Origin of the sequence: Gluconobacter sp. DsW_058 (genome assembly GCF_002153615.1) — a bacterium.
Lineage (GTDB): Bacteria > Pseudomonadota > Alphaproteobacteria > Acetobacterales > Acetobacteraceae > Gluconobacter > Gluconobacter cerinus.
The window spans coordinates 16,920-38,238 of the sequence record NZ_JOPH01000067.1 but is presented as its reverse complement, the minus strand read 5'-3'; the positions used below and the strand labels follow the sequence as shown (position 1 = coordinate 38,238).

At 56.0% G+C, this 21,319-nt stretch carries 20 protein-coding genes; 13 read left to right on the top strand and 7 right to left on the bottom strand.

What is annotated here, in order from left to right:
- Window positions 1-195 precede the first annotated feature (195 nt).
- Window positions 196-1,887 carry an OprO/OprP family phosphate-selective porin gene (locus HK24_RS11815; protein ID WP_086634628.1) on the bottom strand — a complete coding sequence of 564 codons (1,692 nt, stop codon included), beginning with the start codon at window positions 1,885-1,887 and terminating at the stop codon, window positions 196-198.
- Window positions 1,888-2,210: 323 nt separating this feature from the next.
- Here HK24_RS11815 and pstS point away from each other — a divergent pair, with 323 nt between their 5' ends.
- Both pstS and HK24_RS11805 read left to right on the top strand, forming a co-directional pair.
- Entirely contained in the window at window positions 2,211-3,227 is a 1,017-nt protein-coding gene (pstS, locus tag HK24_RS11810; RefSeq protein ID WP_086634623.1) for a phosphate ABC transporter substrate-binding protein PstS, read from the top strand.
- Between the two features lie 147 nt (window positions 3,228-3,374).
- Window positions 3,375-4,619, top strand: coding sequence for a multidrug effflux MFS transporter (locus HK24_RS11805; RefSeq protein WP_064275263.1), 1,245 nt, complete (start codon window positions 3,375-3,377; stop codon window positions 4,617-4,619).
- Between the two features lie 43 nt (window positions 4,620-4,662).
- Here HK24_RS11805 and HK24_RS13620 read toward each other — a convergent pair whose 3' ends face one another.
- Both HK24_RS13620 and HK24_RS11800 read right to left on the bottom strand, forming a co-directional pair.
- A complete protein-coding gene (locus HK24_RS13620) occupies window positions 4,663-4,803 on the bottom strand; it encodes a hypothetical protein (RefSeq protein WP_157091237.1) in 141 nt (46 codons plus the stop codon).
- A gap of 278 nt (window positions 4,804-5,081) precedes the next feature.
- A complete protein-coding gene (locus HK24_RS11800) occupies window positions 5,082-5,585 on the bottom strand; it encodes a DUF2721 domain-containing protein (RefSeq protein ID WP_064275264.1) in 504 nt (167 codons plus the stop codon).
- Between the two features lie 107 nt (window positions 5,586-5,692).
- Here HK24_RS11800 and HK24_RS11795 point away from each other — a divergent pair, with 107 nt between their 5' ends.
- The 4 genes from HK24_RS11795 (at window position 5,693) to HK24_RS11785 (ending at window position 8,498) form a co-directional block, all read left to right on the top strand.
- Window positions 5,693-6,538, top strand: coding sequence for a creatininase family protein (locus HK24_RS11795; protein WP_086634622.1), 846 nt, complete (start codon window positions 5,693-5,695; stop codon window positions 6,536-6,538).
- Window positions 6,535-7,821, top strand: coding sequence for a YncE family protein (locus tag HK24_RS11790; protein ID WP_086634621.1), 1,287 nt, complete (start codon window positions 6,535-6,537; stop codon window positions 7,819-7,821). The genes HK24_RS11795 and HK24_RS11790 overlap by 4 nt, the downstream gene beginning before the upstream one ends.
- A gap of 13 nt (window positions 7,822-7,834) precedes the next feature.
- Window positions 7,835-7,969 (top strand): hypothetical protein, encoded by a 135-nt coding sequence (locus HK24_RS14000; RefSeq protein WP_255376450.1) that lies wholly within the window; start codon window positions 7,835-7,837, stop codon window positions 7,967-7,969.
- A gap of 187 nt (window positions 7,970-8,156) precedes the next feature.
- Window positions 8,157-8,498 (top strand): hypothetical protein, encoded by a 342-nt coding sequence (locus HK24_RS11785; protein WP_064275267.1) that lies wholly within the window; start codon window positions 8,157-8,159, stop codon window positions 8,496-8,498.
- A 17-nt stretch (window positions 8,499-8,515) separates the two neighbouring features.
- Here HK24_RS11785 and HK24_RS11780 read toward each other — a convergent pair whose 3' ends face one another.
- Together HK24_RS11780 and HK24_RS11775 are read right to left on the bottom strand one after the other, a co-directional pair.
- Window positions 8,516-10,888: a mechanosensitive ion channel family protein gene (locus tag HK24_RS11780; RefSeq protein ID WP_233126253.1), complete on the bottom strand. Its 2,373-nt coding sequence runs from the start codon at window positions 10,886-10,888 to the stop codon at window positions 8,516-8,518.
- Window positions 10,889-11,082: 194 nt separating this feature from the next.
- Window positions 11,083-11,499, bottom strand: a complete 417-nt coding sequence (locus HK24_RS11775) for a helix-turn-helix domain-containing protein (RefSeq protein WP_086634620.1) — start codon at window positions 11,497-11,499, stop codon at window positions 11,083-11,085.
- A 107-nt stretch (window positions 11,500-11,606) separates the two neighbouring features.
- Between HK24_RS11775 and HK24_RS11770 the strand changes: the two genes are divergently transcribed.
- Together HK24_RS11770 and HK24_RS11765 are read left to right on the top strand one after the other, a co-directional pair.
- A complete protein-coding gene (locus HK24_RS11770; RefSeq protein ID WP_086634626.1) occupies window positions 11,607-12,671 on the top strand; it encodes an SDR family oxidoreductase in 1,065 nt (354 codons plus the stop codon).
- 123 nt (window positions 12,672-12,794) lie between these two features.
- A complete protein-coding gene (locus HK24_RS11765; protein ID WP_233126254.1) occupies window positions 12,795-14,918 on the top strand; it encodes a protein-disulfide reductase DsbD in 2,124 nt (707 codons plus the stop codon).
- A gap of 70 nt (window positions 14,919-14,988) precedes the next feature.
- Here the strand turns inward: HK24_RS11765 and HK24_RS11760 are convergent, their stop codons facing one another.
- Window positions 14,989-15,474 carry a cupin domain-containing protein gene (locus HK24_RS11760; RefSeq protein WP_064275269.1) on the bottom strand — a complete coding sequence of 162 codons (486 nt, stop codon included), beginning with the start codon at window positions 15,472-15,474 and terminating at the stop codon, window positions 14,989-14,991.
- Between the two features lie 83 nt (window positions 15,475-15,557).
- Window positions 15,558-16,466: a LysR family transcriptional regulator gene (locus tag HK24_RS11755; RefSeq protein ID WP_046900529.1), complete on the bottom strand. Its 909-nt coding sequence runs from the start codon at window positions 16,464-16,466 to the stop codon at window positions 15,558-15,560.
- Between the two features lie 171 nt (window positions 16,467-16,637).
- On the opposite strand from HK24_RS11755, the gene HK24_RS11750 reads away from it, so the two are divergent.
- Genes HK24_RS11750 through HK24_RS11730 form a run of 5 tightly spaced genes read left to right on the top strand, consistent with a single transcriptional unit; the run spans window position 16,638 to window position 21,307 of the window.
- A complete protein-coding gene (locus HK24_RS11750) occupies window positions 16,638-18,089 on the top strand; it encodes a SidA/IucD/PvdA family monooxygenase (RefSeq protein ID WP_086634618.1) in 1,452 nt (483 codons plus the stop codon).
- A 16-nt stretch (window positions 18,090-18,105) separates the two neighbouring features.
- The gene (puuE, locus tag HK24_RS11745) at window positions 18,106-19,005 is read left to right on the top strand and encodes an allantoinase PuuE (RefSeq protein ID WP_086634617.1); all 900 of its coding nucleotides are present in this window, start codon (window positions 18,106-18,108) and stop codon (window positions 19,003-19,005) included.
- Window positions 19,002-19,526: a 2-oxo-4-hydroxy-4-carboxy-5-ureidoimidazoline decarboxylase gene (uraD, locus tag HK24_RS11740; protein ID WP_086634616.1), complete on the top strand. Its 525-nt coding sequence runs from the start codon at window positions 19,002-19,004 to the stop codon at window positions 19,524-19,526. Before puuE ends, uraD begins: the two co-directional genes overlap by 4 nt.
- Window positions 19,523-19,855 carry a hydroxyisourate hydrolase gene (gene uraH / locus HK24_RS11735; RefSeq protein ID WP_062503751.1) on the top strand — a complete coding sequence of 111 codons (333 nt, stop codon included), beginning with the start codon at window positions 19,523-19,525 and terminating at the stop codon, window positions 19,853-19,855. The genes uraD and uraH overlap by 4 nt, the downstream gene beginning before the upstream one ends.
- A 6-nt stretch (window positions 19,856-19,861) precedes the next feature.
- Entirely contained in the window at window positions 19,862-21,307 is a 1,446-nt protein-coding gene (locus HK24_RS11730) for a nucleobase:cation symporter-2 family protein (protein ID WP_086634615.1), read from the top strand.
- The last annotated feature ends 12 nt before the right edge of the window (window positions 21,308-21,319 follow it).

The window sequence follows — 21,319 nt, the reverse complement described above, 5'->3', positions numbered from 1 at the left end:
CCAATCAGATCCGGAGGAATGGAATCACATAGAAAGTCTCAAAACCAGATGGTTCTTCGATCCCTCCAACTGCGTGTCATTGTGCGACAGGAAACTGGCTGCTGCGGACGATATTGTTCTTGTCTCATGCTCCATAAATGAAAAAGGCGGGTCGGATCCATGATCCGCCCCGCCTGTATGAGAAAAGGTGAAGTGTTAGAAACCAGCCTGAATTCGGGCTGCAATAGAGTTTCCAGTGCGGCCGTAAAGATTGGTCGCCTGCATGCTGCGGGACACGATGAAGTGGCTGTAATCCAGCATGAAGCGGAAATGACGGTTGGGGTACCAGTTTAGGCCACCCGTCCAGACCGTCTGCTGACCCCCACGGATGACATTGCTTGGGTTGGGATCGTTCAGGTTGCTGTTGAGGTCGATCACGCTGTAGTGGCCAACAACTTCAAGAGCGCCCCACTGGTTGAGAGCAGGGTTGAACTCTTCAGAAGACTTGACGCCAGGGGCACCAAACGCGCCTTCCTTATAGTTGTACATGCGTGGGTCGCCGAGGATCGTGTAAGCTGCGGAGCCGTACCAGCCCTGAAAACCAGCAGACTTCAGGCCAGCGCCAGAGCGTTGAACGCCAACATGATAGTACTCACCCTTGACGATCAGGCGCTTCCAGCGAACGCCCAGTTCAGGACCGGCGGCCCAGACCTGTGCGGCATTGCTGATCGTGCCCGTTCCAGCGAGGTTAGCTTCACCGATGTCAAACTCGGGACGCTGACCAAAAGACGTGGAGCGCGAGCATGAGGTGGTGCTCGTTCCAGTGTTGCAGGCTACGCGAAATGCGGAAATGCCTGATACGCCCACGTGGACATCCCAGTCCTTCGTGGCAACCGGACGGCCTGCAACACGAAGCGTTCCGCCTGTCTGGCTGTCAACGGTGTTGCTGCTGCCGCCACCATAATAGGTGCTGCCATTGTCAGAGCCATTGCGGTGGCCCCATTCCTGGCCCGTAAAGTACCCTGCAACCCACCAGCGCTTTTCATAATGCAGTCCGCCAACACTGAAACGGGCATCGCCAGCAGCGATGTTGCGGACCATGTCGGTAATGCTTGGACGTTCAAGCGTGAAGAAGTCGTTGGAGCTCTCGGAGTCCTCTTCCGTCACGCGAGGCTGAAAGTAACCGGCGGTGAGGATTGTATTGCGGAAGCCGGTGTAGTTCAGGTTGCCTTCATAGAGTCCGACATAGCCGTCGTTATGGTTCGCACCAAAGTCAGGCGTAACGGCTGCAATCCAGTTCTTGTAGCGGAACATGAACGGAATACGCAGACGGCGCATGTTGGAAGTAAAGCTATTGAAAGCGCCACGGCTTTCACCGCGGCGTGGGCCCGAATTGAAGAACCCGCCAAAGTCTTCATGAAAGGCGAGGCCGATGGAGAGTGCGTAAGCTCCATCAGAAGACTGGATGGTGGGGCGACCCTTGGGGAAGCCGATTTTCACGCCACCGACAGTGACTTCTTCGTCCTGGGACGTTGCGCGCTGGAAGTCAGCCCAAGAGGTGATGTCTGCACGGTCTGACGCCGGGCGGCCACTGTCCGGACCACCTGTGCCCTGCCGCACAGTGATCAGGGGCGCCGTGGATTGCTGGTGTGACCCGATGTAGCTGCTGCGTTGACCATAAGGGTTGTTTTCAGCCTCTTCACGCTGGCGGGCAAGGACGGCTTTGGCTCGCTTGATCTCGTCGTTATGCTCTTTCTTCAGGGCATTCAACTGTGCCTGCATCGCGTGGATCTGACGTTCCATTATTTCCATCTGGTCAGCCGCGTGTGCCTGTCCAGCGAATATTCCAAGAGACATCAGGGTCGAAGTCGCCAGAAGAGCAGTTGTTCTTCGGAGAGAAAAAGTCATTGCCGTGGTGCGTCCTTGCATGAATGGCAGGTGATCCACAGCGGAGGTATCTGATTCCGTTTTTCGAAGAGTGGGAAGGTTTCATGACAGGAAAAAGACTCATTTATGACAATGGGTCTCATATCTCTGAAAAATATGATTTTTTAAAAGTGGATAAATTTTTCCCGTTATTTGGCTTTTTCGGGGAATGAAAAATGGGTGTGATATTTGTGCATCAGGCCCTCTGAGTCTGTCATGAAACTATCATGAGGCTCCCCCTGTTTCCCTTGAAGGGCTGGGGCTAGTACATAACTCCGTTTACCAATGCCCGGTTAGGGATCATCATGATTAAGAACAAGCTCGCGCTTTTCGGTTTTGTCGCAATGACGGCCCTTGGTTCTGTCTCGCTGTCTTCCGCCCGTGCTGCGGAAATCACGGGTGCAGGTTCCAGTTTTGCCGCTCCCATCTATGGAGCATGGGGTGCTGGCGCCAAGACGCAGATCGACGTCAACGTAAACTATCAGAGCGTCGGCTCCAGCGCCGGTCAGGATCAGGTTATCGCTCGTACCGTCGACTTCGGCGCTTCGGACAAGCCGATGGCTGGCGATCGTCTGGCTGCTGAACACCTGTATCAGTTTCCGACCGTGATGAGCGGCATTGTCGTTGTCGCTAACGTTCCTGGAATCGAGCCAGGTAGCCTGCGTCTGGACGGCCCTACGCTTGCTGCCCTGTATGATGGCGAAATCACGGAATGGGATGACGACCGCATCAAGGCCCTGAACCCGGGTCTGAAGCTGCCGGAAACGGATGTTGCGCCTGTTCATCGCGCGGATGGTTCTGGCACGAGCTTTGTCTTTACGTCTTATCTGTCCCAGGTTTCCCCTGAGTGGAAGCAGAAGCTGGGTGCTGGCACGTCAATCGCATGGCCGGGTGGCTCTGGCGCTCGCGGCAACGACGGCGTGGCAGCAATGGTCAAGCAGACGGAAGGTGGCATCGGCTACGTCGAATATTCCTATGCTGCACAGAACCATCTGAATATTGCCCAGATGAAGAACCATACGGGTGCATTTGTCTCCCCGACGCTCAAGAGCTTCGTGGAAGCCGCAAACGCTGCTGACTGGGTTCACGCTGATCATTATGCTGTGAACCTGCTCGACACGGCTGGCGCAGGCGCCTGGCCTATCGTGACTGCAACATTTGTTCTGGTTCCGACGAACCCGAAGGATGCAAAGGCAGCCAAGGCTGTTCGTGACTTCTTCGCCTGGGGCTTCCAGAACGGTGACGCGGACAATGCACGCCTTGATTATGTTGGCCTTCCGAAGAGTGTGAAGGACAGCGTGCTGGCTGGCTGGGGGAAATAATCTTCCAGTCCTCCCTGCTTTCCTGATCGTTTCTGCTTTTTCGGGGATGGTCAGGGCGCATAAAAAGGCGTTGAGTACCGAAACGGGCTTCTCTTTAATGAGGGGCCCGTTTTCCTGTTTATCGCCCTGCCATGACGTGGTGTACTTTTGTCCACTTCCTCCACCCCTGATGCTCCTGTAACGACCCTTTCGCCGGTCGTTCGGATTTTGATCGGTCTTATTTTCATTCTCGGACCGGTTTCGACAGATATGTATCTGCCAGCATTTCCCATGCTGGAACATGATCTGGGGCAGGGGGCGGGTTCAGCCCAGTTGACGCTAACAGCCTGGCTCGCCGGGTTGGCGATCGGGCAGTTTACACTCGGCCCACTCTGTGACCGCTATGGACGTAAATTACCGCTTCTGCTGGGGCTGGTGGTCTATGTGATTGCGTCTGCCCTGCTGGCCGTGGTCACAAACTTCCACCTGTTCTGCATTCTGCGTTTCATCGCGGCCATGGGAGGGGCGACAACGTCGGTAGCGCCACGAGCCATGGTGCGGGACGTTGCTACGGGGCCTGCTGGTGTGAAGCTGATGTCCCAGCTGATGCTGATTTTTGGTCTCGGGCCGCTTTTGGCACCTTCCATCGGCAGTTTTCTGCTGGATCTGGGGGAGTGGAGACTGATCTTCTGGGTTGGCGCAGGGTTCGGAGTGTTGCTGTTCATTGGAACGTGGTTCCTGCTGCCAGACACGTTTCCACCAGAGAAGCGATTTGCACTCCCTTTTACAGGAGTGGTCACCCGGTATTGGGGCCTGATTACAGAGCCACTGTTCTGCTCTGCCGCCATGGTTGCGAGCTTTGGCACCTTTACGATGTTTGCCTATCTTTCTAACGCCCCGGCTCTTTTTGAAGGCATTCTGCATTTTTCGCCGCGTCTGTTCGCCATCTTCTTCGGGCTGAACGCGGTAGGCTTCGTCATTGGATCACAGATCAATGCACGGATGGCGCAGCGCTTTCTGTTTACCAGAGTCATGGAATACGGAATGCTGGCTGTTCTGACTTTCACACTGCTTGGTGTGCTGGTCTGTTCGCTGGGGCTGGTCGGGCCACAAAATCCCTGGATACTCTGTATCCTGATTTTCTGTACGACGTCGTCGCTCGGATTTGTCGGGCCAAACGCTGGTGTTCTGGCCCTGACGCATCACGGGCATCAGGCAGGAGCAGCATCTGCCCTGATTGGTACACTGAACTGGACCATCGCAGGAGGCGCAGGCGTTTTAATGGCGCTGCTACCATCACACTGGATCGGGTCCACATCAGTGGGCATGATGATCGGAATCATGGGCTGCTGGATCAGCGACTTGTGGCGTCGTCGTCTGGATCCGAATTCCTATTTATCCGTTCGTCACTGAAGCCCTGCTCGCGAAGAGCCAAGGCGTGACCAAAGGCTGAATGTCAGCCTTTGGAAGAAACGCGGTCAGCTGCAACAGTAGCGATCATCAGAGCGCCGATAACAGGCACGAATGCGACCATTGAGAACTGGGCGAGAAGATTGGTTGGCAGGCCGATCAGGTGGATCAGGGTCATGGACGTCATGGAAGTTTTCTCCGTTTTACTTGCCGTTGATGGCGTGGGACGGGAGAAACTCCAGAAACCACTTTCAAAGCAACAAATGAAGATGCGGGATCAGACCTGCGTTTAACGCATAAATCCCTGCCAGAACTTTGCTGCAATTCATGAAATGCACACCCCTGACCTGAAACAGCGATTATTTCACGTTTCAGTTCAGGGGTGTTCTATTGTCGCTTCCCTAGCAATTTAGGGTATCAAAATTTGGGAAGCAGCACATTCGCGCAATAAAATTGCGCGAGGCCTCAATTTTTCTTGGGGGACGAAAGAGAAAGCCCGTCGCGTCGTAGCCCGTGCCAACTGAGAAGCGTGTCCGCCAGAAAGAAGAAAAGAGCGCCAACAGTGCAGGCCAGAGCTATGCCGAAAAAGGCTAGCAGCCATGTGGATGTGCTTGCATCGCGCAGCGAGCCGACGAAAAGAGCCATTGCCGCGCCGCAGGTCGAGGCCCCGCCGATCGCGTTGAGCATGATGGCTGCGTCCAGAACAAAGATTCGCCGGTGGAGTCTGAGCTCGTGGGCTGCCAGCCGTTCCGGTGTATAAAAAGGGTCTGGCGTATCGGTGTCGGAAGGTGGCGCGGCCAGTTTTTTTCGTACGTCTTCGAGGTGGTCTGCCACACGGGCAAGACGTGTGTTGAAAACGTTGATCAGTGTTCCAATGCCAGAAAGCATGAAAACTGGCGTCAGTGCGACTTGAATCAGATGGGCGGCGCTGTCGACCGCATCGGGGTCATAAGAAACAGGAAAAGGCATACCGCTCTCTATACTGTATCTTCCGAGAGCGAAAAGATGGCGTGCTCTGGAAAACATACCCCCGGATGGAGTAGGGAAAGACGACCATTTTCAGAGATGCCTGTCTTATGCCGATTTATCCCCGTCTATTGCGCTCCGCCTGTGCGATGCTTGGCGTGGGGATTGGTATGGCTCCGCTGGCATTCGGGCAGGCTGTGATGCATTGCTCGGGAACGGCGGCACAAGTTGAATTCGCCTGCCACACCTGGACGGAAATCGACCGCTCCGTTCATGGCGGGACTGATACCATTATCATTCCCGTCGGCGGGACGGAGCAAAGCGGGCCTTACATGGCTGTTGGCAAGCACAATGTGCGGGCGCAGGTTCTGGCTGACGAAATTGCCAGACAGGCCGGGCAGACGTTTGTAGCCCCCGTCATTGCTTATGTGCCGGAAGGTTCAACCTCCCCGCGAACCTCTCACATGCGTTTTCCGGGAACGATTTCCGTGCCGCCTGCCGTGTTTGAGGGAATGCTGAAAGGTGCTGCTGAAAGCTTTCGTGTGCAGGGTTTCCGGAAAATCGTTTTTCTGGGAGATCATGGGGGCTATCAGGCGTCCATGGCGCATGTGGCCCAGGAGTTGAACACGCGATGGAAGGGTCAGGCAGCAGTTCTGGACCTGCGCGATTATTATGAAGTTATTCCCCATCAGTATGCTGATGCCCTGAAAGCGCAGGGCCATGCAGCAGAAGTGGGTATGCATGCGGAGCTGAGCGATACGTCCCTGATGCTGGCCGTGGATCCGTCCCTGGTCCGTCAGGAAGCGCTTCGCACCGCTCCAAAACCCAGTGTCACCGATGGCGTTTATGGCGGGGATCCGCGCCAGGCTACGCCCGGACTGGGACGTATCGGCACAGAGATGCAGATACGCACCGCTGTAACGGCACTTCAGTCCTTCAACAGGAGCCATCCATGAATTTTAAGACCCCCCTTCTGGCGGCGCTTACGCTGCTGGGAGCCTCTGCGGCGCATGCCCAGACCACGGCTCCTGCGGACGCAAGTGCACCGATTCCTGTGCCTCCGGCCCCGGCGGCTCCAGCAGCTCCGCCAGCTATGGTGCCGGTCTCGGCGTCAGCACCTGCTGTCGCATCTCTTCCAGTGGCCGCTCCGGCTGCTTCAGATGCGGTGCAGACCATTCCGGGCATGCCAGCCGTGATTGATCCGCACAATATTTATAGCGAGACCACGCCGTCCCATATTTCCCCGGCGATCGCTCATGATCCGGCGCGGGTTTATGTCCCGAACCTGCGTGGAAACAGCGTCTCCGTTATTGATCCAGTGTCTTTTCAGGTTGTGGATACCTACCCCGTTGGGCGCTCCCCACAGCACGTCGTGCCATCCTGGGATCTGCGGACGCTTTGGGTGACCAACAACAGTGAGGGACGTCCGGATGGCTCCCTGACGCCGATCGACCCTGCGACCGCAAAGCCCGGCGCAAATATCGCAGTAGACGATCCGTACAACATGTACTTCACCCCGGATGGCAAGTACGCGATCACGGTGGCTGAAGCCCACAAGCGTCTTGATTTCCGCGACCCGCACACGATGGAGCTAAAGGGCTCAGTCGAGACGCCGGAGTGCAAAGGCGTCAATCACGCTGATTTCTCCATTGACGGAAAGTACGCGATCTTTACCTGCGAGTTTGGCGGTTATGTTGCCAAGGTCGATACCGTGAACCTGAAGATGATCGGTATGCTGAAGCTGTCCAAGGGTGGAATGCCGCAGGATATTCTGACGGCTCCAGACGGACATAAGTTTTATGTTGCCGACATGATGGCTGACGGTGTGTTCGTCGTGGATGGTGACTCCTTTACGGAAACCGGTTTCATCCCAACGGGTATTGGCACGCATGGCCTGTATCCGAGCCGTGATGGCAAGGTCATGTATGTGGCGAACCGCGGCTCCCATCGCATTCACGGCAAGCGCGGTGGTCCGGGTGGAGTGTCCATCATAGATTTCGCGACGGACAAGGTCATCAAGACCTGGATGATTCCGGATGGTGGCAGCCCAGATATGGGCAATGTCAGTGCTGACGGCAAACTGCTCTGGCTGTCTGGTCGCTTTGACGACGTGGTTTATGCCATCGACACGGACACGGGGGCTGTCCGTAAGATCCCTGTTGGAGCAGAGCCACATGGCCTGACCGTCTGGCCGCAGCCAGGCCGTTACAGTGTGGGTCACACTGGCATTCTGCGCTGATCTGAGATGAGCGATGATGGAGACGTCAGTTGATGTCTCTATTGTTGAAAGCCCGGCAGAGATGCCGGGCTTTTTTATTGTAGAGATCAGGGCGTCTTTGTCTGCGCTGGCGTTTGGCCGTTTTCGTTTCTGGTTTCACTTCGCGTGATGCCGGGCGCTATAGGCGAAGTCTGTGAGTGTGGACCAATTAGGGTCTCTTCGAGAGGGCGTCCTAGAAAGACGCTCTGTGTGTCGCTCTGATATGAGGCGCATGATGTGCGCACGAATACTTGCAAGCATTTTGCTCCCGGATCCGGTAATGTCCGGAAACACATGAGAGAAAAGGTGACTCGAAGATGTTGATTGCTTCGATGTTGTGCTTCACTTTAACGGTTATTGCAGGCGTATGGCTCGGCCTTTGCGTTCTCCGGAGCAAGCGTCCGTTGAAGGCTCTGCTGCCGGTCCATGTCGGGTTTGCCCTACTCGGCGCGGTTTTCATGATTGTCGCACTGGCGAATGGTGACAGCCGACTTATGCTGAATGTCGCTTTAGCCGTGGCCGTTGCTGCCTTTGGTCTTCTCATGGGTTGGGCAAGGCGGCGGGGCTATGTGATTGCCCCGCTCTACATGTGCCATATTCTGCTGGCAGTGATGTTTTACCTGTCTCTGGTCAGCTTCACGCTCTTCCCAAACTTTTAAAACGCCTTCCGTAGGAATTAGGCTTTCTCAGGTGAGGGCTGAACGGTCCGCGGTCCTGTGTCGTTGGCGACCTTGAACTGCATGGTGTTGCCTGGCGGTGTGGTGGTGTAAGCCGTCGGCGTATAGAATTTGACACCTTCTTCCGCGAAGCGGTTGGTTACAATACGATTGAATTCGCGTTTGACCTTCCATTTCATCATCGGTGTGGTTCGGATGCTACCAATCAGGGTGGCGCCTCCGCTGTCGCTCTGATCCACGCCCAGATCTGTGTAGTCGGACAGGATCATTGGCCCGAAAACCGGGTCAGCACGCATTTCCTTAACGGCTTTTTCCATGATGGCAGAGACGCGCGGCAGGTCTTCCGACAGATCAAGCTGCTGCTTGATGACGATCTGGTTGTAGCCGCGTGCCGTGTTGGCAATGGAGGAGACGGACGAGAACGGGATGATGTGCAGATCGCCTGTAATGTCGCGCACCTTTACAGTCCGGATTGACAGGTTTTCCACGGTTCCCGAGACGCCTCCTGTCGTAACCCAATCACCGACCTGGATTGCGTCTTCAACGAGCATGAAGAAGCCCGTGATGAAGTCCTTCACCAGACTTTGGGAACCGAAAGCGATGGCTGCGCCAAGGATACCTGCACCGGTCAGAAGTGGCGTTACGTTAATGCCGATCTGCGAGAGTGTCGTCACGGCAACGATGATGATGATGATGGCCAGAAGAACGGTGCGGATGATTGGCATCACCGTACGCAGGCGGGTTGCTCGGGAACGCTGGCCTGAGGTCTCGAAAGACGAGAGCTGCCGGTTCAGCATGATGTTGACCATTTCCCAGATTGCAGCAGCCACAGTCGCTGCAATCAGCATCGTCAGTGCGGTATCCATCAGACGACGGCCCAGGGCATTCTTGATGAAGAAGCCGAAGGTTGGCAGGCCCCATGCTTCTGTGATGGCAACCAGCGTGAGAAACAGAATGGCCCCTGTCAGCACCATGCGTGCGACCGGGTAGTATCGGTCAGCGCGTTTCTGAAGTTCCGGAAACCGTTCCACAAGCTGTGGATTGACGCGGAAAAACCGGTCTTGAAGCCCATAGGCCAGAACCGCACCCAGACGGGACGCTACCAGCACACCGATCGTGACGCCTGTCGTTTTGAGAATCCAGGCGTAGCCGCCCTGCAGATGGGCTGCCCAGACAATCCAGAGGGAAATATCCAGGAACATGGCAGGCACCCACCACAGGCGCGTGATGGCGGCAATAACCGTCCACATTCCTGTTTTCTTGCCAACGGTGCTGGGCTGGAGCGCATTGCTGACAATGTGACGGATGCGCCAGATGAAGGCGGCGATCAGCACGTGTTCAACAAGAACGACGGCTCTGATCATGGCATCCGTCCCACGGGGGGCCAGATTGAACTGTGCGCCAAGTTCTGAGAGGCAGATGACAATGGCGGGAGCCGCGACCAGTACGTTCCACCACCGTGTCACCATGAATGCCGTCGGCGTGCTCGCTGGCAGGAGCCGGATGGTCGGTGATCGTGGAGTGAGACCCGTCTCGACCAGAAGGTAGAGTGTGCGTGCCCCGGCGTAAGAGTATGCGAGCGTCAGGATAACGTTCACCGTTCGCTCAGTCAGGGGCAGAACCAGTACCGCCAGACCTGCCAGAAGCAGGAATGCCAGAACAGGCAGGGCTTTGAGCAAAAAATGACCCAGGGCGTAAGGAATACGGGACAGGAAACGGAGCGTCTCGACCTGACGTCTCTGGTCTTCTGCGCGGGTTTGGCTGGAGTTGCTCGTGGCATCGGTGTCTGCTGGGAGAGGTGCCGGATCTGTCTCAGGGAGCGCCTGAATGTTCCGGACTTCCCGCGCCTGTGCCTTGAGCGTCAGGTTCTGGAGCGGTTTGCGCAGCATCAGCGCGATGGCCCGTTCAAGCCCCAGACCACATGCAATAACCAGCGCGGCAATTCCAAATGCATGCAGGATTGGTGCGCGTGTCTCTGCCGACAGCATCTGTGACCTGAACCAGTGGCCGACCAGCCCCAGATCACTGAAGAGGTTCAGGAAGTTGTGAACATATCCCAAAGACTGCGTACGAACGCTTTTCAGACCGTTATCAATCTCTGGCGACACGTCCGGCATGGTCGCGGCCTTGGAGGCAGGGCTTGCCGCAGGCGTGTCTGTCTGTTTGACACCACGCGCCATGAGCGAGAGCGTGTGTGTGAAGCTGTCACGTTGTTTGGGGTCATTCAAAACATTCAGAAGCTGCTGGGCTTCCTGAGCCGACAGGGGTGCCGATGTGGAGCTGACTGTCGCCGCTGCGGCTTTTGCAGGTGTTGTTTCTGCCCAACTGAAGGGTGTTGCCAGCAGGGCCGTCAGGAAAACCAGAAAGGCCATGAAGGAATGGCGTTTCTTTTGACGGGGTGTTCGTGACTGGGCTGGCCGTGATGGGGAACACATCGGTCTGAAATGTCCTTGATATGCCTTGAAGCTGGAGCATGTCCGCGCAAGGTGAGGTCTGTTCTGGCCGGGAGGGCCCTTTTCAAGCAGGAGTGCCACAGGATGAGGCCTTCTGTCCAAAAAGTGATGGGTTATTCTGCCGGTTCCATTGAAGGGACTGAGGCCGCTGCCCCGCTTTCATTGGCCTCCAGCGCTTCCAGTGCATCTGCATGGTCGATCCCCCACAAATAGAGCTGTTCAATGGGCTCGACGAAGACCTTCCCGAGAGATGTCAGGCTGTATTCCACATTGGGTGGCATGATCTGGTGGATCTCACGACAGACGAGTCCCTTTTCTTCGAGCTCTCTTAATGTCTGGGTCATCATTTTTTTCGAAAGACCAGGAATGCTTCGCTGAAGGCGACCGGGGCGTGAACTGCCTCCCAGAAGGTGGAGCGTATGGAGGATCATGGTCGTCCATTTCCCGCTGAAAAGTCTCAGAACCCGGCGTGGCGCGCAGTCTTCGTCAAAGGGAGCCCGGCGATAGCGGGCCGGAAGGGAAGTTGTCATTTCTTGGGAACCTTTTGGTATCCAGGGCACAATATGGTGCCGTCTGGAACTGTTGGCGCCAAGGGCTCAAATGGATGGCGAACCACTTTTCGGGAAAGGAGACCCTGATGTCCCGTATTGCTCTTGTTGTCGGATCAACTGGAATTGTTGGCCAGACGCTCGCGACGCGCCTCGTTGCCGAGGGCTGGACTGTTCATGGGCTGGCACGCCGGCCCCGACACGACATGGCCGGTGTTCTGCCGATTGCGGCAGACCTGTTGGATCTGAACAACCTTAAGTTGGCCCTGAAGGATCTGACGCCCACACACGTCTTTTTCTGTTCCTGGCTTCGTCAGCCCACGGAAGAAGAAAACTGTCGCGTTAATTCCGCGATGGTTCGCAATATGTTTGAGGCACTTCCCGCGCCAGAGAGGCTGGAGCACGCTGCGCTTACAACGGGTATGAAGCATTATCTTGGGCCATTTGAATCTTATGCTTCAGGTGAGCCACCCCAGACGCCATTCCGCGAGGACATGCCGCGTCTGCCTTTGGCTAATTTCTATTACGATCAGGAAGATGTGCTGTTTGCCGCCGCGGAAAAATACGGCTTTTCCTGGAGCGTACATCGTCCCCACACCATTATCGGATATGCAGTTGGCAATGCGATGAATATGGGGAGCACTTTGGCTGTGTACGCGACGATCTGCCGTGAAACAGGACGTCCCTTCGTTTTCCCTGGCTCGCCTGTACAGTGGGACAGCCTCACTGACCTGACTGACGCTCGTCAGTTGGCCAGGCAGCTTCTCTGGGCGTCAACATCTGAAAGCGGATGGAATGAAGCCTTCAACGTGGTGAACGGGGATGTGTTTCGCTGGAAGTGGCTGTGGCCCCGCCTTGCTGCATGGTTCGGCTTGGAAGCTGCACCTTATCCCGGCCACGCGACAGATCTTGAAGAAATACTGTCGCAAGATGGAGACTTGTGGGCGCAGATTACTGAGAAATATGGCCTGACCGAAAGTCGGATCGATCACCTGGCGTCTGCCTGGCATACGGACGCGGATCTGGGGCGTCCTATCGAGTGTGTGACGGACATGTCCAAGAGCCGTCTGGCAGGGTTTGACGGGTGGCAATATACGCCAGACTCGTTCTTTAATTTGTTTGAGCGCCTGAGAGCGGAGAAACTGATTCCCTGAGACAAAAACCATAAAACAGGATTTATTTAGTCCTGTTTGTGGAAAAGCACTGTTTTCTCAGACATAGAGTGTTATGCAGGCTGTCCTGTTTTGTCCTGAGGGAATGAGACTACCTTGCGTCGTGTGTTAAGTCTGTTGGCCCTGCTTGCAGCGGGGATATGTGGTCTTGGTGTCAATGGGGCGTCTATTGCAGCGGAAAGCCCCGTTGTCGTCTCAGCCAATGATACGGCAACTCTGGTTACTGACCGTGATTCCATCGGTCCGGACCAGTCATTGCGTGTTGGGTTGAGGCTGCAACTCAAACCGGGCTGGCACACATATTGGATTAACCCCGGAGATGCCGGGGACACTCCGACCCTCGATGTAACGGCGCAGGGCGGAGCAACTGGCAAGACTTCGGACATCCACTGGCCGATGCCAGTTCGCCTGAGTGAAGGCGGTCTCATGTCCTATGCCTATGTCGGAGATGTGCTGCTTCCAGCCAGTCTGACCTTGAAAGGGACTGGCGGGACTACACTTCATGCACATGCGGAATGGCTTGTTTGTGCCGAAGTCTGTATTCCTGAAAGCGGTGATTTTTCGCTGACACTGCCTGCGTCTTCCGGTCCCGCTCCTGAAGGCGCTCAGGCTGGTCTGTTTCAGGCCGCAGACGCGAAAATGCCGATTCCGTCCCCCTTCAAGGCGCATGTTTCTGCAGAGGGCATCTTGACACTTGAAGGCAGAGGACTGTCCTCTACAGCAGTTTCGGAAGCCTGGTTTTTGCCGGAAGAAGGTGGCCTGATTGATCAGGTTGCTCCGCAGCCGCTGAACGTTGGCAAAGACAAGCTTTCTCTTCACTTGAAGTTTCTGAAAACTGCTCATCGGGATGCGCCGCTTAAGGGGCTGGTCGTGTTGAAGGATGAGGCTGGTCAGGAAAGCCCTATCCAAATTTCTGCTGAACAGACGGTGGGTCCAACCAAGGTAGAAGATGCCGCAGCGGCGCCCGCACCTACTTCTGCAGACGCCGTACCAACCGGTGCCGGTTGGCTCCGTGTGATGCTGTTCGCTTTTGTCGGCGGCCTGATCCTGAATCTTATGCCCTGTGTTTTCCCGGTTCTGGCCATGAAAGCCTTGTCACTGGCCAAGATGGGCGGTGTGGGGCGACGAGTGCAGTTGCAGAGTGCACTGTTTTACACGCTGGGCGTTACGGGAGCCTTCGCAGTTCTTGGTCTTCTGATGATCGGACTGCGCCTTGCCGGATCTTCAGCTGGATGGGGCTTCCAGTTCCAATCAGCGGGATTTGTGGTTGGTGTATGCTGGCTGCTGTTTGGCATGGCTCTGAACTTGCTTGGCGTCTTTGAAATCAGTGCGGGGCGGTTAGGCCAGTTGCATCCACACGGTGCAGGCCATGCTGGCGACATGATGACGGGGCTATTGGCTGTCATCGTCGCGACGCCTTGCACGGCTCCGTTTATGGGAGTCGCCATTGCAGGAGCTTTGGGTGGCCCCGCTGTGATGGGGCTGCTGGTCTTTCTTTCCATGGGGCTTGGGTTGGCAGCTCCCTATGTGCTCGTGGCAAGTGTTCCCGGTCTGGCGTCGCGGATGCCAAAGCCAGGAGCATGGATGGGTGTGTTGAAGCAGGCCTTGGCCTTCCCTCTTCTGGCAACCTGTGTGTGGCTGCTGTGGGTGGCGACAATTGAGCGCGGTGTGAATTTCGTAGTTGTGGCAGGCGGCGGTCTTGTGTTGCTGGGCTTTGCGGCCTGGATCTACGGTATCGGGCAGCATCGCGCGATGCGGGAAGGTGGACGAGGCACAGTTCTGTTCTGCCGTGTTGTAGCTGTTCTGTGCATGATCGTGTGTGGGGCAGGCTTGTCCCGTAGTCTTGCCGAACCGGTATCTGCAACAGCGACGTCTCCTGCCACGTCAGCCGACAATCAAATTCAGTCGTTTTCAAGTGAGAAGCTGGCAGACCTTCGTGCAAAGGGAGAGCCGGTTTTTGTCGATATGACGGCGTCCTGGTGTATCACCTGCATGGTGAATGAACGGGTGGCGCTCGATGTGGACTCTGTCCGTAAGGCGTTCAGTGCGCGGCATGTCGCTTATCTCAAGGGCGATTGGACCAACAGGAACGCTGGAATTTCCGCTTACCTAAAAGCCCACGGGCGCGATGGCGTCCCGCTCTATGTTTATTATCCGGCGCATGGATCGGAAGTTGTATTACCGCAGATACTAACGCCAGGTCTGGTTCTGGGAATTATTGGGCACTAAGTGCTCAGCTCATTTTGATACAAAAAGCCCTGCTTCACATGTGAAGCAGGGCTTTTTTTGTCTGACGGTCTTAACGATTTGTGTGCTGCGGATCATCCTGTGGGTTCACATAGGTCATGGTAAATGGACCTGTTCCCGAAACCTGCACAATGGCGCCTTGTGTCCCAGCTTTGAGTGCGTGCGGAACATTGGGAGGGAGATGAACAAACCCTCCGGCTGTCAGGATTTTTTCATCGTTCGCTGTGATGCTCTCGCCAATGTAATGATGCACACTGCCTGCCAGGACCGTGAGCATTTCATCCATGTTGTGCGTATGGGGTGGAATGGTTGACCCTGCGGGCATCATAACACGCATGGTAAAGGGGCCAGGCTTGTCTGAGGCTCCGTACAGGAAGGACATACGTGTTCCACTTGGGAACATGGGAGGCGCAGCTTTCCAGACAACATTCTCTCCGCCCTGAACAATTCGAATGTCGGCAGTCGTCTGTGCGAGGGCGCCGCTTCCTGACAGACAGCAGATGAGGGCGCTGGCAGAAAATATCCTGAGAAAAGACATAGGATTGTCCTTAGATGTTCTGGCTTATGCCTGCCCTTCCTAACGCGGTGTGGAGTTTGTCGTTCAGCATGCTGCTTCTGAAGTTATATCTCTGTCGGGTGTAGGAAGGTTTTTTCCACTTCTGCAATCACCAGTCTCGCGGCTCCGGAAAGTTGTCGCGCCTGATCTACACATAGAGCGAGTGTCAGTGGGGATACGTCCCGGTTCGAAATGGGGACAAAAGCCAGTTCGCCACTAAGAATTTCCTTCATGGCATCCAGACGACTGAGAATTCCCAGCCCGACGCCCTCCAGAACCAGTGACTTTATCATCTGGATATTATCGGAGGACGCTGCAGGCTGGACGCTGACATTGCTGTCAATTTCCAGAATTTCAATCTGTCGCTGCAGCGCAAGAGGCTGCTGGGGCATAACCATCGGGTATTCAGCACAGATGCTGAAGCGGGCGTCCTTGTGTTGGGCAATCGGATGGTCGGGAAGACAGACGAAGCCCAAAGGATAATCAATATGGGTTCGGACCAGCAGGCCACGGGCCTGTGTAGGGTTCAGGAGAAGCGCAAAATCAACGTCTCCGCTGATGAGGGCCTGCTGAATGACAGCGTTATCCAGAACGTGAGTGCAGATTGTGATGCCTGGATGGCTTTTTCGGAGGTCTTTGAGAATGCGCGGCAGAAATCCTGTCGTCAGAGCATCTGGCAGAGCGATGTCCACCTGTCCCCGTCTCAATCCGCGCATATCTTCCAGTTGGGTGCGGACTTCCTGCATCTCCCGCGTCCATTGCTTGCCCTTGGTGTAAAGGAGTTCGCCAGCAGCGGTCAGTCGCAAGCCGCTTGGTAGCCGTTCGAAGAGGGGTGTGCCGAGAGCTTCCTCACCGTGCAGGATCTGACGATCGATGGCAGATGCCGCAATCCGCAGATGTTCAGAGGCCTTCCGGATCGAGCCGTATTGGGCAACGGACAGGAAGTAGCGAAGGAAGCGGGAAAAAACCGGCATGGGATACGCTCTTTTTTCGAGAACGGCAGGGACGTTTTTCTGAGATATACGAGATTACCCCTCTATGAAACACTTCAGAGCGGCAGGTGAACCCTGTCATTTTGACATAGGAAGAAACTCTGGTCATTTCTTATGAAAGACCACGATCCTGTGCCTGTTCTTTAGGATAAGATGCTCATGACACGTTCCTCCTCCCCGACTGACGGCCTGGCCACCCTTTCGGCGCAGGTTCATGAGGATCTGGCGAAGATCAGGTATGCGACAGGGAACTGGAATATTCCGGTTCAGAAAGATGGGGAAGATGTTCTGGATGTTGCCATCATCGGCGGCGGCCAGGGGGGGCTGACGGCCTGTTTCGGGCTGCGTCGTCAGGGTGTGACGAATGCACAGGTTTTTGAGCGCGCTGCGAAGGGTGGGGAAGGCCCTTGGGTGACATTTGCCCGAATGATTACGCTGCGGACGCCAAAGCATGTAACGGGGCCGGATCTGGGTGTGCCCAATCTGACGCCACAGTCCTGGTATGAAGCCCGGTATGGCAAGGAAGCCTGGCAGTCGCTCGACAAGATCTCGCGTCATGACTGGCAGTCTTATCTGGATTGGGTTCGTGACACGCTTGAACTGCCGGTCGTCAACGATCAGGAGCTGGTTCATGTGGAGTGGACGGACGGCCTGCTGCGCCTGACCTTCCGGAACGCTGCCGGTGTTGAGACGAAGCGCTGGGCGCGTCGGATGGTTCTGGCTACGGGGATTGACGGTGGCGGAGCATGGTTTGTCCCGCCGTTCATTTCAGACAATCTTCCGAAGTCGGTTTATGCCCATACGCATGAGAATATTGATTTCGCTGCTCTGAAGGGTAAGCGGATCGGCGTTCTGGGTGCTGGTGCGTCCGCTTTTGATAATGCTGCGACGGCGCTGGAATCCGGCGCGGGTCGTGTGGATCTGTGTCTGCGTCGTACGAAGATTCCAGCGATCAATCCTTACCGCTGGATGGAAAATGCGGGCTTCCTTGCGCATTTCTCAGAGCTTCCGGATCTGACTCGCTGGCGCTTCATGCGCTGCATCTACAATCTGAATCAGCCGCCGCCACAGGATACGTTCTGGCGCTGCCGCAAGCACGAGAACTTCGCGTTCCATCCCGGTACGCCGTGGAATTCTGCGCGTATGGATGGCGATGAGATTGTGGTCGAAACGCCCAATGGCGAGATGCGCTTCGACTTCTTGATTATTGGTACGGGTTTCTCGATTGATCTGAAGCACCGTCCGGAAACGCAGGATTTTGCGGACTCCGTCATGCTGTGGAGTGACCATTTCACGGCGCCGGAGGGAGAGGAGAGCACGCTTCTGTCCAGCCATCCGTATCTGGGGCAGCGCTTTCAGTTCCTGCCGAAAGATCCGGCCGATCCGAAGGCGCCGATGCTGGCGGCAATCTACAACTTTACGTTCGCGTCCATGCCCAGCATGGGTCTTTCAGGGGCGTCCATCAGTGGTATGCGCTTTGGCGTTGAGAAGCTGACACGCGGTATTGCGCGTGATCTGTTTGTTGAGGATGGCGAGAAGCATCTGGAGAGTCTGCTGTCTTACGACACGGAAGAACTGATCAGCCTTGATCCGCCAACGGTTTGAGGGGGGAGCAGCACAGATGAGCACCAACACCTATCCCCGTGATATGATCGGCTATGGCCGCACGCCGCCTGATCCGAAATGGCCAAATGGCGCGCGGATCGCGGTTCAGTTCGTCATCAACTATGAAGAAGGCGCGGAAAACTCGGTCCTGCATGGAGATGCGGGGTCGGAGGCTTTCCTGTCTGAAATGGTCGGGACGAAATCCATCGTGGGCGCGCGTTGTGCGCAGATGGAAAGCCTTTACGAATACGGGAGTCGCGCTGGATTCTGGCGTTTGCATCGCCTGTTTGAAAAGGCTGGCATGACCACCACCGTGTTCGGTGTGGCCAAGGCTTTGGCGCGCAATCCGGACGCAGTGGCTGCCATGAAGGAAAGCGGCTGGGAAATCGCTACGCACGGTCTGCGCTGGATTGATTATCAGGATTTCCCGGAAGACGTGGAGCGCGAGCATATCCGTGAGGCGATTGCGCTTCATACGGAAGTAGTCGGGGAGCGCCCATTGGGGTGGTATCAGGGCCGCACCAGCCCGAACACGGCCCGTCTGGTCGTGGAAGAAGGCGGCTTTGTTTACGATGCAGATTCTTATGCGGATGATCTTCCGTATTACGATCATACCCATGGCAAAGCGCAGCTAATCGTGCCTTACACGCTTGATGCCAATGACATGAAGTTCGCGGCGCTCAACGGCTTTACCGAGAGCGAGCAGTTCTTCCGATATCTGCGGGATACGTTCGACATGCTGTATGCGGAAGGGGGGCGGATGATGTCTATCGGGCTTCATTGCCGTCTGGCCGGCAAGCCTGCGCGTGCGCTGGCCCTTCAGCGTTTTCTGGAGCATGTGGCGTCTCATGAGGATGTCTGGGTCGCGTCCCGGCTGGATATTGCGCGGCACTGGATGAGTGTGCATCCGGCATGAAGATTTCCGATGTGAATGCCATGACGCCGGATGTTTTCATCCAGACGTTTGGCGGACTTTACGAACATTCGCCCTGGGTGGCTGAGGGGGCTTTGGCAGCGCGGTCATTTGCGGATGTGGACACCATGCTTGCGGCGTTTTCTGACGTTGTGCGGAATGCGGGCGAGGAGGCTCAGTTGGCATTGGTTCGGGCGCATCCTGAGCTTGGGCATCGCGCGGGAATTGATCCGGATCTGACAGCGGAGTCCGCATCCGAGCAGGCCTCTGCCGGGTTGGACCGTCTGACGCCTGCGGAATATGAACGGTTCAAGACGCTGAATGCGGCCTATGGGAAGGCTTTTTCCATGCCGTTTGTAATTTGCGTGCGCAAAGTTGCAGCGCCGGGTCAGGTGGCCAAGACGGTCATCATGGATGAAATGGAACGTCGTCTGGGCGGGACGCCCGAGGCGGAACTGAAGGAAGCCCTCTCGCAGATCGATGCGATTGCAGGGTTGAGACTGAAAGATCTGGTGGCATCATGAGCTCATTATCCACGCATATTCTGGATACGGTCTCGGGCCGTCCGGCGGCCGGGGTGTCTTTCCGGCTTTTTCAGGAAGACGCTGTTCTTTTCGAAGGCGTGACGGACCATGATGGGCGTTGCCCCGCCTTGCGGGAGATCCCGCTGGAACGTGGCACCTATCGTCTGGAATTCGAAATTGGTGCGTATTTTCGTGCGGCGGGGCATGTGTTGTCTGATCCGCCTTTTCTGGATGTTGTGCCGATTGTGTTCGGCCTAGGTGAGGGCACGCATGCGCATGTTCCGCTGCTGGCTGCGCCTTATGGATATTCCACATATCGTGGAAGCTGAGACCTGATGGCGTCTGATACTTCTGCGGTTCATCCGGTTGACGAGAAGCTCCCCCTCTGGCGGTTGGGGGCTTATGGTTTCCAGCATATCCTTGCGTTCTATTCAGCAGCGGTGATTGTCCCGATTCTTGTGGCGGGGGCTTTGCACCTGCCACAGGAAACGCTGATTCATCTGATTGATGCGGATCTGTTCACCTGCGGGATTGCGTCCCTGTTGCAGTCAGTCGGTTTTGGGCCGGTAGGCGTTCGTCTGCCGCTTCTGCAAGGTGTGACGTTTACGGCCGTTGGCCCGATGATTGCCATTGGGTCGGCTGTAGGTGGCGGAACGCCGGGGCTTTTGTCGATCTATGGATCGGTGATTGTCGCGGGGATCGTCAGTCTGCTTATAGCACCATATTTTGCGAAGCTGGTTCGGTTTTTTCCGCCTGTGGTGACGGGGTCGATCATTCTCGTGATTGGGCTGGCGCTTTTGCCCGTGGCTGCCAATGACATCGTGTCCGGCCATGGGCCAGGGATGGTGCAGGATCAGGTTCCGCTGCGGAGTCTGTGCTACGGGCTGGGAACACTGGCGAGTATTCTTGTCGTGCAGCGTCTGTTTCGTGGCTTCATTTCAACGATTGCTGTGTTGATCGGACTTTGCATTGGCACATTGGCTGCGTGGCTGATGGGCGATGCCCACTTTGGAGGCGTGGCGTCTGCGCCGCTCGTGTCCATCACACATCCGTTTTTCTTTGGGACGCCAGCTTTCCATGTAGTGCCGATCCTCTCCATGGTGATCGTCATGGTCATCACAATGGTTGAGACGATCGGCAACGTTTATGCGACTGGCGAAATCGTCGGGAAAACCATTACCCGCGAGGATATCGCGCGGACGCTGCGAGCTGATGGTATTGCAACGCTGTTGGGTGGGATCTTCAACTCTTTTCCCTATACCTGCTTTGCAGAAAATGTCGGTCTGGTTCGTATGACGGGCGTGAAGAGCCGCTGGGTTGTGGCATCTGCGGCTGTCATCATGATGATGCTGGGCTGTCTGCCAAAACTCGGGGCGATTGTGGCGGCGGTTCCGTTACCGGTTCTGGGCGGGGCTGCTCTTGCGATGTTCGCGACAGTGGCTGTGGTTGGTGTGCAGACGCTAACGCGGGTGGATTTCAACCGTCAGAGCAATGTCATTATCGTGGGAACCAGCATCGGACTGGGAATGCTCGCGACGGCGCAGCCTCATATCTCCGATACATTTCCGATGTGGGCACAGATTGTCTTCGGAAGCGGTATTACTCTTGGGGCATTGTCCGCCATTTTTCTGCACCTGTTGTTCAACGTCCGTCGGACACTGGCTGTTGATGCGGAAGCAGAAATTGTAGTGGCTGATCTCCCTGATGAGAGAATTCTGATGGGGCTGCCTGTTGAGTCTGAAGGGCCGGTGACCGAAGGGCGGCAGCGCAGATTCGGCTGAAGCCCTTCGGGT

Excerpts from the sequence above, each read along its gene's own strand:
- HK24_RS11785 (WP_064275267.1), top strand. The coding sequence starts at position 8,157 with ATGTTGATTGCTTCGATGTTGTGCTTCACTTTAACGGTTATTGCAGGC.
- HK24_RS11790 (WP_086634621.1), top strand. The coding sequence starts at position 6,535 with ATGAATTTTAAGACCCCCCTTCTGGCGGCGCTTACGCTGCTGGGAGCC.
- HK24_RS11760 (WP_064275269.1), bottom strand. The coding sequence starts at position 15,474 with ATGTCTTTTCTCAGGATATTTTCTGCCAGCGCCCTCATCTGCTGTCTG.
- HK24_RS11755 (WP_046900529.1), bottom strand. The coding sequence starts at position 16,466 with ATGCCGGTTTTTTCCCGCTTCCTTCGCTACTTCCTGTCCGTTGCCCAA.
- HK24_RS11815 (WP_086634628.1), bottom strand. The coding sequence starts at position 1,887 with ATGACTTTTTCTCTCCGAAGAACAACTGCTCTTCTGGCGACTTCGACC.
- HK24_RS11750 (WP_086634618.1), top strand. The coding sequence starts at position 16,638 with ATGCTCATGACACGTTCCTCCTCCCCGACTGACGGCCTGGCCACCCTT.
- HK24_RS13620 (WP_157091237.1), bottom strand. The coding sequence starts at position 4,803 with ATGACGTCCATGACCCTGATCCACCTGATCGGCCTGCCAACCAATCTT.
- HK24_RS11775 (WP_086634620.1), bottom strand. The coding sequence starts at position 11,499 with ATGACAACTTCCCTTCCGGCCCGCTATCGCCGGGCTCCCTTTGACGAA.
- HK24_RS11780 (WP_233126253.1), bottom strand. The coding sequence starts at position 10,888 with ATGGCCTTTCTGGTTTTCCTGACGGCCCTGCTGGCAACACCCTTCAGT.
- uraD (WP_086634616.1), top strand. The coding sequence starts at position 19,002 with ATGAAGATTTCCGATGTGAATGCCATGACGCCGGATGTTTTCATCCAG.
- HK24_RS11730 (WP_086634615.1), top strand. The coding sequence starts at position 19,862 with ATGGCGTCTGATACTTCTGCGGTTCATCCGGTTGACGAGAAGCTCCCC.
- puuE (WP_086634617.1), top strand. The coding sequence starts at position 18,106 with ATGAGCACCAACACCTATCCCCGTGATATGATCGGCTATGGCCGCACG.
- HK24_RS14000 (WP_255376450.1), top strand. The coding sequence starts at position 7,835 with ATGATGGAGACGTCAGTTGATGTCTCTATTGTTGAAAGCCCGGCAGAG.
- pstS (WP_086634623.1), top strand. The coding sequence starts at position 2,211 with ATGATTAAGAACAAGCTCGCGCTTTTCGGTTTTGTCGCAATGACGGCC.
- HK24_RS11770 (WP_086634626.1), top strand. The coding sequence starts at position 11,607 with ATGTCCCGTATTGCTCTTGTTGTCGGATCAACTGGAATTGTTGGCCAG.
- HK24_RS11795 (WP_086634622.1), top strand. The coding sequence starts at position 5,693 with ATGCCGATTTATCCCCGTCTATTGCGCTCCGCCTGTGCGATGCTTGGC.
- HK24_RS11800 (WP_064275264.1), bottom strand. The coding sequence starts at position 5,585 with ATGCCTTTTCCTGTTTCTTATGACCCCGATGCGGTCGACAGCGCCGCC.
- uraH (WP_062503751.1), top strand. The coding sequence starts at position 19,523 with ATGAGCTCATTATCCACGCATATTCTGGATACGGTCTCGGGCCGTCCG.